The 15,339-nt window shown below is 69.2% G+C and carries 11 protein-coding genes; 7 read left to right on the top strand and 4 right to left on the bottom strand.

Annotated elements, in window-relative coordinates; all coding sequences use genetic code 11:
• Positions 1-548: 548 nt before the first annotated feature.
• On the bottom strand, positions 549-1,730 hold the full coding sequence (locus KY572_RS11330) for a hypothetical protein (protein ID WP_224242584.1): 1,182 nt from the start codon (positions 1,728-1,730) through the stop codon (positions 549-551).
• Positions 1,731-1,802: 72 nt separating this feature from the next.
• On the opposite strand from KY572_RS11330, the gene lpdA reads away from it, so the two are divergent.
• The 3 genes from lpdA to KY572_RS11315 all read left to right on the top strand — a co-directional run bounded on the left by lpdA (position 1,803) and on the right by KY572_RS11315 (position 7,630).
• Positions 1,803-3,200 (top strand): dihydrolipoyl dehydrogenase, encoded by a 1,398-nt coding sequence (gene lpdA / locus KY572_RS11325; RefSeq protein WP_224242583.1) that lies wholly within the window; start codon positions 1,803-1,805, stop codon positions 3,198-3,200.
• A gap of 249 nt (positions 3,201-3,449) precedes the next feature.
• Entirely contained in the window at positions 3,450-4,445 is a 996-nt protein-coding gene (locus tag KY572_RS11320) for a sugar ABC transporter substrate-binding protein (protein WP_224242582.1), read from the top strand.
• 17 nt (positions 4,446-4,462) lie between these two features.
• Entirely contained in the window at positions 4,463-7,630 is a 3,168-nt protein-coding gene (locus tag KY572_RS11315) for a hybrid sensor histidine kinase/response regulator (RefSeq protein ID WP_224242581.1), read from the top strand.
• Here KY572_RS11315 and KY572_RS11310 read toward each other — a convergent pair.
• Complete coding sequence (locus KY572_RS11310) at positions 7,593-8,405, bottom strand: DUF72 domain-containing protein (RefSeq protein ID WP_224242580.1); 813 nt, start codon at positions 8,403-8,405, stop codon at positions 7,593-7,595. The genes KY572_RS11315 and KY572_RS11310 overlap by 38 nt on opposite strands.
• A gap of 163 nt (positions 8,406-8,568) precedes the next feature.
• Here KY572_RS11310 and lipA point away from each other — a divergent pair, with 163 nt between their 5' ends.
• From lipA to lipB, 4 genes are all read left to right on the top strand, one after another.
• Complete coding sequence (lipA, locus tag KY572_RS11305; RefSeq protein WP_224242579.1) at positions 8,569-9,498, top strand: lipoyl synthase; 930 nt, start codon at positions 8,569-8,571, stop codon at positions 9,496-9,498.
• Positions 9,499-9,560: 62 nt separating this feature from the next.
• Entirely contained in the window at positions 9,561-10,844 is a 1,284-nt protein-coding gene (locus KY572_RS11300) for a dihydrolipoamide acetyltransferase family protein (protein WP_224242578.1), read from the top strand.
• A 47-nt stretch (positions 10,845-10,891) separates the two neighbouring features.
• Complete coding sequence (locus tag KY572_RS11295) at positions 10,892-12,622, top strand: ClpX C4-type zinc finger protein (protein WP_224242577.1); 1,731 nt, start codon at positions 10,892-10,894, stop codon at positions 12,620-12,622.
• Entirely contained in the window at positions 12,619-13,701 is a 1,083-nt protein-coding gene (lipB, locus tag KY572_RS11290; RefSeq protein WP_224242576.1) for a lipoyl(octanoyl) transferase LipB, read from the top strand. The genes KY572_RS11295 and lipB overlap by 4 nt, the downstream gene beginning before the upstream one ends.
• A gap of 24 nt (positions 13,702-13,725) precedes the next feature.
• Here lipB and KY572_RS11285 read toward each other — a convergent pair whose 3' ends face one another.
• Entirely contained in the window at positions 13,726-14,466 is a 741-nt protein-coding gene (locus KY572_RS11285; protein ID WP_407659950.1) for an MBL fold metallo-hydrolase, read from the bottom strand.
• Positions 14,467-14,647: 181 nt separating this feature from the next.
• The gene (gene ribA, locus KY572_RS11280; protein WP_224242574.1) at positions 14,648-15,316 is read right to left on the bottom strand and encodes a GTP cyclohydrolase II; all 669 of its coding nucleotides are present in this window, start codon (positions 15,314-15,316) and stop codon (positions 14,648-14,650) included.
• Positions 15,317-15,339: the final 23 nt, after the last annotated feature.

Below are 15,339 nucleotides of genomic sequence, written 5' to 3'. Positions count from 1 at the left end.
TAACGGGACTGATACAAGCAGCCCAGCGGTGGTTCGCACTCAGCACTCGACAGGCAGGGCCGCTTGTACGTCAGCAACCGAGCGCGCTGCTCGCCGTCGAGCACCGGGCTGATGCGTACTCTGGTGGGAGTCTCTGACCCGGTCTCTGGACGAAGGATCATCCCCAGCAAAAGCAGGAGCGGCAGGATGAGCAGGACGCCCACGCAGACAGGCAGGAGTGGACGCCAGTTCATGTACCGCCGCACTTCTGACACTCGAAGGGATCCCTATTGGGGCCTTCGCATACCTCCGCTCTCCTCGCCTCCGAACAGCGCGTGAGGTTCAGCAGGTTCTCCTGCGAATCGTTGTGGACGGCCTTGGACACGCGGCCGTCCTTGCCGAATTCAGAGGGGCAGCCAGTCATCGCCAGGACTGAAAGGAGCACGATTCCGGCTTGAAGCCCCCGCATGAGGCCCTCCCGTGAAGGACGTACAAACCTACCAGCGCGACTCCAGCAGCGTCCACGTCACGGCGCGTGGCGAGGATCGACGCATGGCTCCAGCGGCCTCCTACCGCGTCCCGCTCGCCTCCAACTCGTAGAACGCGATCCTCGGAAGCGCGGGGAACACGCTGATCGCCTCCACGTCCAGCAGCGGCACCGGGAGCGTGCACGTCTCCCACTGGCCGGTTCCCTTGAACTGGCACACGGTGGGGTTCACGAAGAACGTGTCGCGCTCCTGATCCTCCATGCCCACCCCCGGTGGCAGCCGGACGATGGCGCGCAGGCTCCCCGCTCCCTTCGCCCGGACGCGCAGCGAAGTGAGCTGCTTCAGCGGTGGCTCGAACTGGCCCCGCAGCGCGCCGTCCGCCTCCCACCGGGGCGTCCGCCCGTTGCCCAGGTCCACCCCGGACCTCTCCTTCCCATCGAACGCGTGGCTGCCGGCCTCCGCCCCCGTTATCTGCGCGGGAGTCATGGGCGTGGGCGAGCCAGCCGGGGCCGTCGCCAGTCCGGTCAGCTCGCCGGCCTGCGCCCCCTGGTGCACCACGGCGGCGCTCACCACGGCCGCGGGCAGGTGTCCCGCCCCCGCGCACCTCGGAGCCAGCGCGCTCAGCAGCGGCCGAAGCGGCTCCTGGAACTTCCCTCCCGTCGTCGCCGCCGGCACCAGGGCCAGACGCACCAGGGCCGCGCACGCCGCCGGGGTGCCAGGGCCCGCGTTCTCCAGGTACCAGAGCGCCTCGGCCGTGTCCCGGGTGTGGCCCGTGGACCCCTCCATCAGCACCCGGGCGACGCCGCCCGCGCAGGCATTCGTCTCGGCGGGGCACCGCTGGCACAGCGCCTTCAGCAGCCCTCGGGCCGGCGTGTCGCCCGCCGCCATCGGAGCCCGGACGGCCAGGGCGGCGCCCAGCTCGCAGGCCCGCACGGGGGGCTCCAGGCAGGCCTCCAGCTTCCGCTGGGCCTCTGCCAGGGCGGCGGCATCCTCCGGGTTGCGCACCACCGCGTCCAACGTCCGGTCGAGCGTGACGCAGGCGGGCGAAGCCGAGGAGGAGGGGCCCCCGCCGGGGGCGGGCGCTTTGGGAGCCCCCTTGGGAGGGCCCGAGGGAGGTACCACGTCCACCTGCATTCCCGGCCCGGGGGAGGGGGGCTCCCCAGCCTCCTTGGGCTGCTTGGAATGGGTGGCCCAGTACAGGCGCGCGAAGACGATCAACGCCAGGACCATCAGCAGAAGCGTTCGGAGCGGAAAGCGGCGCAATGCAAACTCCTTGATTCCCACCGTGTGCGGGGGTTATCAGCCCCCCGCGCGTTCTACTCAACGGAGGCGAGTGTGGCTGAGACGTTCGACGTGGTGATCATCGGTTCTGGCCCTGGCGGCTACGTGGGAGCCATCCGGGCGGCCCAGCTCGGCCTGAAGACGGCCCTCATCGAGAAGGACAAGCGGCTGGGCGGCACCTGCCTCCACCGTGGGTGCATCCCCACCAAGTCCCTGCTGTGGACGGCGGCCCTGTACCACCACATCCACGAGGCGGCCGACTTCGGCATCGACGTGACCAACCCCACCATCAACTGGGCCAACGCCCAGAAGCACAAGGAGAAGGTGGTCACCAAGGGTGCCAACGGCATCGACTTCCTCATGAAGAAGAACAAGATCACGGTCGTCAAGGGCCATGGTCGCATCGCCGGCAAGGGCAAGGTGGAGGTCACCGCCGAGGATGGCTCCAAGCAGACCCTGGAGACCAAGAACATCATCATCGCCACCGGCTCGGTGCCCAAGTCGCTTCCCAACGTCCAGGTGGACCACAAGCGGGTGCTGAACAGTGACTCCATCCTCCTGGTCGACCGCATCCCCAAGAGCCTGATCGTCATCGGCGCGGGCGCGGTGGGCTGCGAGTTCGCCTCCGTCTTCAACCACGTGGGCAGCCAGGTCGCCATCGTCGAGTACATGCCCAACCTGCTGCCCATCGAGGACATCGACGCCTCCAAGGAGCTGGAGCGGCACTTCAAGCGCCGCAAGATCGATCTGCACACCGGCGCCAAGGTGGAGAAGGTGGAGCACACCGCCACCGGCGTGAAGGTGACCATGTCCGTGGGCAGCGAGACCAAGACGATCGAGGCCGAGCTGCTCCTGTCCGCCGTGGGCCGCGCCCCCGTCACCGAGGACATCGGCCTGAAGCACACCAGCATCCAGACGGACCGTGGCTTCATCAAGGTGGACTCGATGATGCGCACCTCCGAGCCCAACGTGTACGCCATTGGCGACGTGATCCCCACGGCCATGCTGGCGCACGTGGCCAGCGCCGAGTGCGTGCTCGCCGTGGAGCACATCGCCGGGAAGAACCCCCAGCCCATCAACTACGATCACGTCCCGTCCGCCACGTACTGCTACCCCGAGGTGGCCTCGGTGGGCCTCACCGAGAAGAAGGCCAAGGAGCGCGGCTACGACGTGAAGGCGGCCGTCTTCCCCTTCAGCGCCGTCACCAAGGCCTCCATCTCCAACGAGGGCATCGGGATGATCAAGGTCGTCTCCGACAAGAAGTACGACGAGGTGCTGGGCGTGCACCTGGTGGGCCCGCACGCCACCGAGCTCCTCGCCGAGGCCTGCGTCGCCCTGCGCCTGGAGATCACCACCGAGGAGCTCGCGCACACCATGCACGCGCACCCCACGCTCTCCGAGATCATGAAGGAAGGCGCCGAGGCGACGCTGGGTCACCCGATCCACATCTGATGCAAAATCCAACGGCGCGCCTCCCCGATGTGGAATGCCACGGGGTTGCCCGCGCTGTGAGTGGGGGCGCCCGCACGGACGGTCGCAGCCACTCTCGAGCCTGGAAGCCCTGGGAACCTCTCAGGCTTCCAGGCTTTTTCATTGGGGGCTCGGGCGCCTCCGAGCCAGGGCTCCCCGGAGCTGGGGGTTGCGTGTACGATCCTTGCAACCGAACGCTGAGTCCTTCTGCGCTGGTCGGGAGACACCCCCATGCACGTCGTGCGATTCGCTTCGGTCCTCGTGATGCTCCTGCTGCTGGGAGCCTGCAGTGAAGGTGGCAAGGTCTCCGTGGCGGGCGTCACCGAGCCCGCGAAGGCCGCCGCGGGAAGTCGCTCCGACACGACCCCGGAGCGCAAGAAGATCGCCCTGGTGATGAAGACGCTCACCAACCCCTTCTTCATCGACATGGAGAAGGGGGCGCGGCGCGCGGAGAAGGAGCTGGGCATCGAGCTGCTCGTGAAGACGGCCTCCCAGGAGACCTCGATCGAGCAGCAGATCCAGATCGTCGAGGAGCTGATCCGCATGAAGGTAGATGCCATCGCGATCGCCCCGGGGGACTCGGTGCGCCTGGTGCCCGTGCTGAAGAGCGCGCAGGAGGCCGGCATCCGCATCGTCAACATCGACAACCGGCTGGAGCCGGAGACCATGAAGAAGCTGGGGCTGGCCCACGTCCCCTTCATCAGCGTGGACAACGAGAAGGCGGCCTACGAGTCGGCGCGCATCATCGCCCAGGGCGTCCAGAAGCCCACCCAGGCCGCCATCCTCGAGGGCATCCGCAGCGCCGACAACGCGCGCCAGCGCAAGGCCGGTGCCGAGCGCGCCTTCAAGGAGAACCCGCTCATCAAGGTGGTGGCCACGGAGACGGCCAACTGGAAGATCGACGAGGGCTACGAGGTGACGCGCCACCTCTTCTCCGTCCATCCGGACATCGGCCTGCTGTTCTGCGCCAACGACATGATGGCGCTGGGCGCGCTCAAGTACATCAAGGAGTCCGGCCGCCAGGGCGTGAAGGTGGCCGCCTATGACGCGCTGGAGGACGCGCGAGAGGCCGTGAAGTCCGGGCGGATGGCGGTCACCGTCGATCAGCAGGCCGCCGAGCAGGGCTACCAGGGAATCCTCCTGGCGCGCCGCGCGATCGATGGCGAGCCCTTGCCCGAGCTCGTCCTCGTCGAGACGCGTCTGGTGATGGCAGAGAAGCTGCGGTAGTCCCAGACAGGTGGCCCTTGGCGCTCCGATCCTCCATCACGATCAAGCTGATTGGCTACCTGCTGGCGGTGAGCGTGGCGCCGCTGCTGGTCTTCGGCGTCACCTCCTACGAGATGGCGCGCTCCGCCATCGTCAGCCTCGCCAGCGACTACAACGCCCGGCTGCTGAGCAACCAGCGCGACTACCTGATCCTCCAGTCCGAGCAGGTGGAGAGCCTGGCCACCAACATCGCCGGCGTGGAGGAGATCGGCAACGCGCTGGCCGGCGCGGACGCGCCCTCCGAGGATGATGGGGGCTACTCCTCGCTCGTCACCCAGGCGCGCGTCGGCTACATCCTGAGCGGCTACGGCAGCCTCAAGGGGCTGGTGTCCATCGATCTGTTCACGCCTCGGGGGCGGCACTTCCACGTGGGCGACGTGCTGGACACCTCCCAGGTCGACTCGGAGCTGCGCAAGCGGCTCTACCAGGACACGCTCGACTCGCGGCAGCTCATCGTCTGGCACGGCGTGGAGGACAACATCAACGCGGCGTCCTCCCACCGCAAGGTGCTCGTCGTCACGCGGCTGCTGCGGCGCGTGAACCCCAGCAGCCCGGACCTGCAGACGGTGGGCATCATCGTCATCAACTACTCGGTGGACTACCTGTACGAGCACTTCAGGAACCTGGACCTGGGCGCCGGGGGCTACCTGATGGTCATCGACAGCCACGGGCGCCTGCTCTTCCACCCGGACAAGGCGCTCATCGGCCAGCCGGTGATGCCCGAGTTCCGCTCCCTGCTGGAGGGAGACCAGGGCACGGTGGCCCTGACGCTGGCCGGTCAGGACGTGCTGCTCAACCAGCTGCGCCTGGACCCGCTGGGCTGGCACGTGGTCAGCATCCTGCCCCAGGCCAGCCTGACGGCGCCCATGTCGCGGATCGGCAGCGCGGGCCTGGCGCTGCTGCTGGCCTGCTTCGGCGCCATCGGCGCGGTGGCCGTCTTCTACTCGCGCAAGGTGGTGGCGCCCATCCGCGCCATCTCGGAGGGCTTCCGCCACATCCAGCAGGATCGGCTGGAGCAGGTGCAGCCCCTGCCACCGCCGGAGTCCCAGGACGAGATCGGCAAGATGGTGGGCTGGTTCAACGCCTCGCTGGAGAACCTGCACGCCCGCCGCCGCTCGGAGGAGGAGCTGCGCCAGGCCAAGGAGTCCGCCGAGCAGGCCAACCGCTCCAAGGGCGAGTTCCTGGCCAACATGAGCCACGAGATCCGCACGCCGATGAATGCCATCCTCGGCATGACGCAACTCGCGCTCGACGCCCAGTCCCTGGACGAGAGCCAGGAGTACATCGTCAAGGCCAGCCGCTCGGCGCAGAGCCTGCTCGGGATCATCAACGACATCCTGGACTTCTCGAAGATCGAGGCCGGCAAGCTCGAGATCGAGCGCGTGCCGGTGTCCCTGCACGAGCTCATCTCGGGGCTGGCGGACGTGTTCGCCAGCACCGCCCGGGACAAGGGGCTCGAGCTGCTGTTCGATGTGGCGCCGGAGCTCTCGGGCGGCCTGGCGGGAGATCCGCTGCGGCTGCGGCAGATCCTCCAGAACCTGATCGGCAACGCGCTCAAGTTCACCCCCGCGGGAGAGGTAGTCGTCCGCGCGGAGAAGGTGTCCGAGCAGGAAGGCCGCGTGCTCTGCCGGTTCTCCGTGCGGGACACGGGCATCGGCATCGCGCGGGAGCACCTGCCGCGCCTCTTCCAGTCCTTCTTCCAGACGGACAGCTCGGTGACGCGCCAGTACGGCGGCACCGGGCTGGGCCTGGCCATCAGCAAGCGGCTGGTGGAGCTGATGGGCGGGCGCATGGGCGTGGAGAGCGAGCCCGGCAAGGGCAGCTGCTTCTGGTTCGAGCTCTCCCTGGCCCGGCTCGCCACCCCCCAGGACGGCCGGAGCGCACAGGAGCCGGTGGCGCCGCGCGATCTGCGGGTGCTGGTCGTGGACGACAACGCGAGCTCCCGCGAGATCCTGGGCTCCATGTGCGCCTCGTTCGGCTTCACGGTGCGCACCGTGGAGGGAGGCCAGTCCGCCCTGGAGGAGGTGACGCGGGGCGTGAACGGTCAGCCCTATGATCTGGTGCTGCTCGACTACCACATGCCCGGGATCGACGGCATCGAGACCAGCCGGCGGCTCCACCAGCGCCAGGACCTGGTGCGCGTGCCCACCGTCATCATGGCGTCCATGGACGAGCGCCCCGTCATCGCCGAGAAGGCCCACGCCGCCGGCGTCCAGGCGTACGTGAACAAGCCGGTGACGGCGTCGACGCTGCTGGACTCCATCCTGCAGGCCCTGGGGCGTTCCTCCACTCGGACGACGCTGGAGTCTCGCCGCCGCGAGCGGCGCGCCCAGCCCGTGCTGAGCCACCTGCGCGGCGGGCGGATCCTCCTGGTGGAGGACAATCGCCTGAACCAGGAGGTGGCGCTGCACTTCTTGCGGCGCGCCGGCCTGGAGGTGGACATCGCCTGCCATGGTGGCGAGGCCATCGAGCGCCTGGAGCACGGCCGCTACGACGCCGTCCTGATGGACTGCCAGATGCCCATGATGGATGGCTACGAGGCCACCCGCCGCATCCGGCGCAACCCCCGCTTCGCCCGGCTGCCCATCATCGCCATGACGGCCAACGCCCTGGAGGGCGACCGCGAGCGCAGCCTGGAGGCGGGCATGGACGATCACCTGAGCAAGCCGATCGACGCCCATCGCCTCTACCAGACCCTGGGCAGGTGGCTCGCGCAGCGCACCGGGGGCGAGGGGAAGGCGCCCGAGTCACCCGGGAGCGCCGCCGTGTCCGAGGCGGCGGCTCAGCCGGGCTCCCGTCACGTGAACATGGCCGACGCGCTGATGAACCTGGACGGGGACACGGAGCTGTACCGGCAGGTGGCGAGGATCTTCCTCGGCGACGCTCCCGCCTGTCTGGAGCAGTTCCGCACCGCCCGCGACGAGGGAGACGCGGAGGGGGCGGTGCGCGCGGCGCACTCCCTGAAGGGGCTGGCGGCCACCGTCGGCGCCGAGCTGCTCCGGGACCATGCGCGGCAGCTCGAGGTCGCCCTGGAGGAGCGCGACACGTCGGTCGTCCCGGCGAGGGTCTCCACCGTCGAGCGGGAGCTGACCCAGGTGCTCGCCACGCTCAGGGGCTTCCTGGAGCAGCAGCCGGAAGCGAGGTGAGGGGAGCCTCCTCTACAGGAGGCGCGTGCGGAGGCAGGTGCACGGGCTCGCCGAGCAGATCCGCGAGCTCGAACGCGTCCAGCAGCGCGTGTCCCTGGAGATCATTGTTGAAGTAGACCCACGCGGTGTAGCCCGCGCGCCGCCAGCCATCGAGATCCCTCGCCACGGTGTGCAGCGCCTTGCGGCCGTAGAGCCCCGAGTACTTCGACGTGGTGCCGTGGAAGCGCAGGTAGCGCCAGCCTCCCGTGACGAAGGAGGGAGGCTCGGGGCACAGGTCATGCTCGCACACGGCGGCGCCCCACTCGTCGAGCACCTCCAGCACCTCCGGGTGGTACCAGGCGGCGTCGCGGAACTCGAAGGCGTGCTGGAGGTCGTGCGGCAGGTGGCAGAGGAAGTGGTTCAGCCGCTCCGGATCCGGGTTCTTCATGTGCGGCGGGAGCTGCCAGAGCACGGGCCCCAGCTTGGGCCCCAGCCGGTGGATGACCTCGAAGAAGCGCTCCAGCCCCAGCCCCACGTCCGTCAGCCGCTTCATGTGCGTGAGGAAGCGGCTGCCCTTGCAGGCGAACTTGAAGCCCGGCGGCACCTGATCGCGCCAGCAGTCCACGGCCTCCGCGGTGGGCAGCCGGTAGAACGTGGCGTTCAGCTCCACCGTGGAGAAGACGCGGGCGTAGTAGGGGAGCCAGCGGCTGGCTGGCAGCTTGGGGGGATAGAAGATCCCCTTCCAGTGCTTGTACACGTACCCGCTGGTGCCCAGGTGGATGCGCCCCGTCTCCATGCGAACAACCTGGGCATCGCCCGAGGGTGCCGCAGTGCTGGCCGGGCCGTCCGGCGTTAAGCAAACCGGGACGTTCCAGAAGCCTTTGTCACAGCTGACGCTCCGCGTTAGAGGCTTCCTGCTTGACCCTGCTTTTGACCCCACCTTAGAAGGCCCGCGACCCATGGCGACTCCCGATCGGTTCCCTCTTCCCCAGGTCTCCGAGAGCACTCGAAAGCCCGAGTGGTTGAAGGTGCGCCTGCCCCACGGAGAGGGCTACGAGCGGGTGAAGTCCATCGTCCGCCGCACGAAGCTGTCCACGGTGTGCGAGGAGGCGCGCTGCCCCAACATCGCCGAGTGCTGGGGCGGGGGCACCGCCACGGTGATGTTGATGGGCGAGGTCTGCACCCGCGCCTGCCGCTTCTGCCACGTGAAGGTGGGCGCGCCGCCGCCGCTGGATCCGATGGAGCCCATCCACCTGGCCCAGGCCGTCAAGGAGATGGACCTGGAGTACATCGTCGTCACGTCCGTGAACCGCGATGACCGGCCGGACGGCGGCGCCAGCCACTTCGCCTCCGCCATCCGGGAGCTGCGCCGCGAGTCGCCCAAGACGATCGTCGAGGTGCTCATCCCCGACTTCAAGGGCGTGGAGAAGGACCTGACCACGGTGGCCGAGGCCCGCCCGCACGTGGTGGCCCACAACGTGGAGACCGTGGAGCGCCTCACGCCCACCGTGCGCGACCGCCGCGCCACCTACCGCCAGTCCCTGCGCGTGCTCGAGTACCTCAAGAAGCGCCCCGAGGGGCTCTACACCAAGAGCTCCGTGATGGTGGGCCTGGGCGAGACGGACGCCGAGCTGGAGCAGACCTTCAAGGATCTGCGCGAGGCGGGCGTGGACGTGCTCACGCTGGGCCAGTACCTGCAGCCCTCGCAGTACCACCTGCGGGTGGAGCGCTTCGTCACTCCGGCGCAGTTCGAGTCGTACAAGAAGCTCGCCGAGTCCTACGGCTTCCTCTACGTGGCCAGCGGCCCGCTGGTGCGCTCCAGCTACCGCGCCGCCGAGTTCTTCATGAAGGGCCTGATGGAGCGCGAGCGCCTGGAGCGCATCGGCTAGCCCTTCCCGGCAGTCCCACCTCGAGTCCCGTTTCCCCCCAAGAAGGACGGAACCCTCACCCCATGGCTCTCTTCGAATTCAAGCTCCCCGACCTCGGCGAAGGCGTGATGGAGGGCGAGCTCGTCAAGTGGCACGTGAAGGAAGGCGACTCGATCAAGGAAGACGACGTGATCGCCGAGGTGATGACCGACAAGGCCACCGTCACCGTGCCCAGCCCCAAGGCCGGCCGCGTCCTCAAGACGCACGGCAAGGAGGGCGAGATGGCCAAGGTCCACCAGCTCCTCGTCACCCTCGACGTGGAGGGCGCCGCTCCCGCCCAGGCCGAGGGCCATGGCGCGCACGGCGGCCCCGCTGCTCCCGCCGCCACCCCGGAGAAGTCCGAGCCCCTGGCCGCGAAGAATGGGAACGGCGCCGTCCCCGCGACCAAGGTGCTGGCCACGCCGCTCACCCGCCGCATGGCCCGCGAGCACGGGCTGAACCTGGCGGAGATCTCCGGCTCCGGTCCGCAGGGCCGGGTGACGAAGGCGGATGTCGTCGCCGCCCTGGAGGGCAAGTCCTCGGGCAACGTCGTCTCCGAGGCTCCGGCCCAGGCGCGTCCCTCCGCGCCTCCTCCGGCGCCCCCGGTGGCCGCCGGCCGCGCCGACGAGCGCATCCCGATGCGCGGCCTGCGCAAGAAGATCGCGGAGAAGATGGTGCGGTCGAAGTTCACCATGCCGCACTTCGCCTTCGTCGAGGAGGTGGATGGCACGGACCTGGTGGCCCTGCGTAAGCGCCTCAACCAGCAGCTCCAGGCCACGGGCGACGAGACGAAGCTCACCTACCTTCCGTTCATCGTGAAGGCGGTGATCGCCGCGCTGAAGAAGTACCCCCACCTCAACGCCAACTTCGACGAGGGGGCGCAGGAGCTGGTCGTCCGCGGCGAGTACAACATCGGCATCGCGGCGCAGACGCCGGACGGGCTCACCGTGGCGGTGGTGCGCAACGCGGACCGGCTGACGCTGAGGGAGCTGGCCCAGGAGATCGCTCGCCTGGGGGTCGCGGCCCGCGAGCGCAAGCTGAAGATGGACGAGCTGACCGGCGGCACGTTCACCATCACCTCGCTGGGCCAGAGCGGCGGCCTGTTCGCCACGCCCATCATCAACCACCCCGAGGTGGGCATCCTCGGCGTCCACCGGCTGCGCAAGCGCCCGGTGGTCAAGGACGACGAGATCGTCGTGCGTGAGATGATGAACCTCTCGCTGTCGTGCGATCACCGGGTGATCGACGGCTCGGTGGCCGCCGAGTTCGTCTACGAGGTCATCAAGTATCTCGAGAACCCGGACATGCTGTTCCTCGCCATGTCCTAGGTCGGTTGGACGAAGCGCCGGGCCTGGGGCCGGGTTACGCTGCTTCCATGGCCAATCCTCGTGACCACATCCGCGCCGCCCAGGCGGCGGAGCTGAGGGGCGACAAGGCAGGCGCCATCTCCGAGCTGCGCAAGGCGGCCGAGCTCCTCCGGCGCTCGGGCAACATGCCGCGTGCGCTCCACCTGCTGCGGCATGCCCGGAAGCTGGACCCGAGCCGGAGCGATGTCGCCGAGGAACTCGGGCGGCTGGAGCAGCTGTCGGACAGCCCCATCGCCGGGGCTCTCCAGACGGAGGGTGACGGGTCCGAAGCAGGGGTGCGGCAGCTGAGGTCGGCCCCCGAAGAGCTGGCCGAGCGTCAGCGGCTCATCGAGGAGGCGCTGCGGAACGCGGGGGCCTCCGAGGTGGAGGCTGAGGTCCAGGACGAGGTGCGGCGCTGGAACGTCGAGGAGCCTCGCGCCGGAGCCGCCAAGGCCCCGGAGCTCCAGGACGCGAGCCGCCGGGCGCTCGAGTGGGCGCGCCAGCACGCCCAGGAGGATGACATGGCTCCGCGAAAGTGGTCGGTCGACGAGTCTGACGCGCGGGACGAGCTCGAGCTGCGCCCGGTCGAGGAGTCGGAGCGACCGGAGGAGGAGGAGGCCGTGGGGCTCCCCCGGGGCCACGCCACCGACGTGACGCTGCAGGTGAGGCCGCTCGTCGTGGGAGACGTCAGAGCCCTGGTGGCGGATGTGGAGATCGACGCCTATGAGCCCGCCTCCGAGCCACGGGAGGCTCCCGCGGCAGAGGAGTACCAGGAGGACGCTCCGGCGGAGGAGTCGCGCGCGGAGGAGCCTGGCCTGATCGATCGAGGACCGACCCGGGCCGATCCGGCGATCGATGCCTGGTGCTCCTTCTGCTGTCGTCCGAGCGCCGAGGTGGGCGAGCTGGTCGCGGGCCCCACCGGCTCCTTCATCTGCGCCGCGTGCGTCACGGAGTCCCGAGGGCTGCTCTCCCTGGAGGACACGGCCGTGGCGCGTCCTCGGGCCGCCCGGCGCAAGAGCGCCTCGTCCGAGGCGATGCCCCTCATCGGCCAGCAGGAGGCCCGGGAGCTGCTGGAGCGGGCCGTTCAGGCCGGTGCGCGCCGGCTGCTGGTGATCGGCCCCGAGGGCACCGGGAAGACCGTCTGGTTCCGGGAGCTGGAGCGCGAGGATCGCGGGACGATCGTCACGCTCGACACGTTGGAGCAGGGCGGCGGCAGCGAGGTGGTGCTCCTGGAGGATGTGGACCGGTACATGTCCGACGACTGGACGCGGCTCTCCTCCTTGATCGCCCGGTACCCGGAGCGGACGGTGCTGATGAGCGCTCGGGGCTCGCTGGAGGCGCCCAGCCTCGTGCTGCGCGGTGCCACGGGCAGCCTGCCGGTGTTCACCACCAGCGTCCTGTCGGCGGCGGTGCTCGACTCGGTGCCGCTGGAGCTGCTCGAGCTGGTCCAGGTCGCCATCCCGCTCCAGGTGCCCACCGAGGCCGAGTTCCTGGAGATCGCTCGCCGGCGGCTGGCCCTGCGCGGCGCGGAGCTCTCCTTGTCGGACGGGGTGCTCTCCGCCTTCGCCACGGAGGCCGCGCGCTCGGCTCGCGCCGGGCATGAGCTGAATGCCCTGCTGGCTCGAGTGCTGGCGGGCTCCTGGAGCCTGGAGGGAGAGCAGAAGCAGGCGTCGGGAAAGAAGGCCGAGAGCCGGGGCGCGGTGGGGAAGGGGACGGCGAAGAAGCCGAGCCGGCGGGGCCGACGGAAGGGAACGGTGTGAACACGCTCACGGTCTACAGGCTGGGCCGCGTGGAGTACGAGGACGGCCTCACGCTCATGCAGCGCTTCGCGGAGGCGCGGAAGCAGGGGCTCATCGGAGACTCGCTGCTCCTGCTGGAGCACCCGCCCGTCCTCACCCTGGGGCGGGGCGCGAAGCGGGAGAACATCCTCTCCAACGACGAGCAGCTGGGCACCGAGGGTGTCGAGCTCTTCGAGACCAACCGGGGCGGCGACGTCACCTACCACGGGCCGGGCCAGGTGGTGGGCTACCCCATCTTCCTGCTGCCCAAGGAGCGCCAGGACGTGCGGCGCTACGTGCGCGACGTGGAGCGCTGCATCATCCAGTCGCTCGCCGAGTACGGGCTCCAGGCCGGCATCATCCCCAAGTGGCCGGGGGTGTGGCTGGGCCAGGAGGGCTCGCCGGACGCTCGGAAGATCGCCGCCATCGGCATCCACATCTCCCGGTGGCTGACGACGCACGGCTTCGCGCTCAACGTCAACACGCACCTGCCGCACTTCAACCTCATCGTGCCGTGCGGCATCCGCGAGGCGGGAGTCACCTCCATGCAGCGCGAGCTGGGCCACCGCGTCTCCGTGCCGGACGTGGAGGAGACGCTCGCCCGCCACTTTTGCTCCGTCTTCGAGAGCGAGCGCCGCGACGCCGGCATCCCCGTGCGCACGGTGAGCATTGCCCTGCTGCGAGGACGCGGGGCCGACGCCCGGGTGCTCCTGGTGCGCCGCATCCCCGAGCGCGGAGGCTTCTGGCAGACGATCACCGGCCGGGTGGAGCCGGGCGAGACGCCGGAGAAGACCGCCGCGCGGGAGCTGAAGGAGGAGACCGGCCTGGACGTCCCGGTGCGAGCGCTGGACTACCAGCATGCCTTCGCGCTGGGAGAGATCCTCCCGCCGATGCTGGTGGAGGAGACGGCGTTCGCGGCCTGGTGTCCGGAGGGCCAGGAGGTGCGGCTCAGCGCCGAGCACGACGCCCACGAGTGGCTGGACGTCCGCACCGCGCTGGAGCGGCTGGAGTACCGCGGCCTGCGCGAGGGCGTGAAGCGCGCGACGGCGCTCCCCGAGTAGCCGTCAGCCCCGTGAGCCACGCCCTCACAGCGTGAGGGTCATGTCCTCTTGCGCGGCGATGACCTCGGGGCGGTGCTTGCGCACCTGGCGCACCAGCCGGTTCATCTCCGTGTCGTCGCGCTCCGGATCGTGGTGGAAGAGCACCAGCGTCTTCGCCTGGGACTCGTTGGCCGCGCGCACCGCCGCCTGCCACGTGGAGTGGCCCCAGCCCGTGCGCGGTGGCCCGCCCCGGCGCCCGCAGTACTCGTCCTCGGTGTACATCGAGTCGTAGATGAGCAGGTCCGTGCCGCGGGCGAACTCGAAGAAGCGCTCCTCGTCGCCGCCGCCGTGTTCGATGTCCGTGGCGTACACCACCGAGCGGCCATCACACTCCACGCGGTAGCCCAGGTTGCCGCCCGGGTGGTTCAGCTCCAGGGTGCTCACCTGCGCCGAGCCCACCGTGAGCGCCTCGCCGGCCTGGATGTCGTGGTAGCTCAGCTGCGCCCGGAACACGCCGTCGGCCGTCACCGGGAAGTAGGGCTGCGTCATCTGCCCCGAGATGATCTGCTTCACCGTCTGCCCGTTGCGCGTGGCGCCGTAGAACGTGAAGGCGTTGTGCGGCACGAAGATCGGCTTGAAGAAGGGCAGGCCCTGCAGGTGATCGTAGTGGTAGTGCGACAGGAAGACCGAGGCGCTCACCGGCTGCCCCTTGGCCATCAGCGAGTCGCCCAGTACCCGCGCGCCCGTGCCCAGATCGAAGACCAGCAGCGAGTCGCCCACGCGCATCTCCACGCACGGGGTGTTGCCGCCGTAGCGCCGCGTATGCGGGCCGGGAGAGGGAATGGATCCACGCACGCCCCAGAAGCGGACGTGGAAGTGCGTCTTCGCCGGTGCGCCGTTGGCCCGCTTCACCGCAGCCTTCACCCGGCGCGCGGCCTCCTGGGCGCGGGACTTCCGCAGCGGCTTCTCAGCCGGCTTTTGCTTCGGTGTCTTCCTCGGCGAAGAGCTCAATCAGGTGCCCCGTGCGCTCGCGCTTGGTCTTCAGGTATCCGACGTTATGCGGATTGTGCTCGGTCCGGGAAGGGATTCGACGCCGCACCGGCATGCCTTCCTCCACCAGCCCGGCGATCTTCAATGGGTTGTTCGTAATGAGGTCCACCGACCGGACATCCAGGGACCGCAGCATCTCCGCTGCAATATCATAGCTGCGAAGATCATCCGCGAAACCCAGCTGCCGGTTGGCCTCGTACGTATCGTACCCCTTGGACTGCAGGGCATAGGCCTTGATCTTGTTGCCCAAACCGATGCCGCGTCCCTCTTGACGCAGGTACAGGACTACCCCACATCCCCCCTGGGTGATGAAGTCCAGGGCCCGGTCCAACTGCTGGCGGCAGTCGCACTTGAGGCTGCCGAACACCTCGGAGGTCAGGCACTCGGAGTGCACCCGGACGGGCACCCCCTCCTTGGCCACGTCGCCCACCACCATGGCGATGTGCTCGCGGCCGTTACGCCGGTCCCGGAAGACCACCGTGCGGAGCATTCCTCGCTCGGTGGGGATGTCCGCCTCCGAGTACCGCTCCAGGTTCTGGGTCGGCTTGCGCGAGGGGAGCACCTGGGGTGGACGAGTGTCGGACATGATGAGACGTTCTCCCAAGAGGG

The sequence above is a fragment of the Hyalangium gracile genome, assembly GCF_020103725.1.
In the GTDB taxonomy this organism is placed as follows: Bacteria; Myxococcota; Myxococcia; order Myxococcales; family Myxococcaceae; genus Hyalangium; species Hyalangium gracile.
The sequence above is the reverse complement of the archived record's forward strand: the minus strand, read 5'-3'. Positions and strand labels throughout refer to the sequence as shown.

Bases quoted from the DNA above. Each gene is read 5' to 3' on its own strand.
- KY572_RS11300 (WP_224242578.1), top strand. From the start codon at position 9,561: ATGGCTCTCTTCGAATTCAAGCTCCCCGACCTCGGCGAAGGCGTGATG.
- KY572_RS11310 (WP_224242580.1), bottom strand. From the start codon at position 8,405: ATGGAGACGGGGCGCATCCACCTGGGCACCAGCGGGTACGTGTACAAG.
- KY572_RS11285 (WP_407659950.1), bottom strand. From the start codon at position 14,466: ATGCGCGTGGGCGACTCGCTGCTGGTCTTCGATCTGGGCACGGGCGCG.
- KY572_RS11295 (WP_224242577.1), top strand. From the start codon at position 10,892: ATGGCCAATCCTCGTGACCACATCCGCGCCGCCCAGGCGGCGGAGCTG.
- lipA (WP_224242579.1), top strand. From the start codon at position 8,569: ATGGCGACTCCCGATCGGTTCCCTCTTCCCCAGGTCTCCGAGAGCACT.
- ribA (WP_224242574.1), bottom strand. From the start codon at position 15,316: ATGTCCGACACTCGTCCACCCCAGGTGCTCCCCTCGCGCAAGCCGACC.
- KY572_RS11320 (WP_224242582.1), top strand. From the start codon at position 3,450: ATGCACGTCGTGCGATTCGCTTCGGTCCTCGTGATGCTCCTGCTGCTG.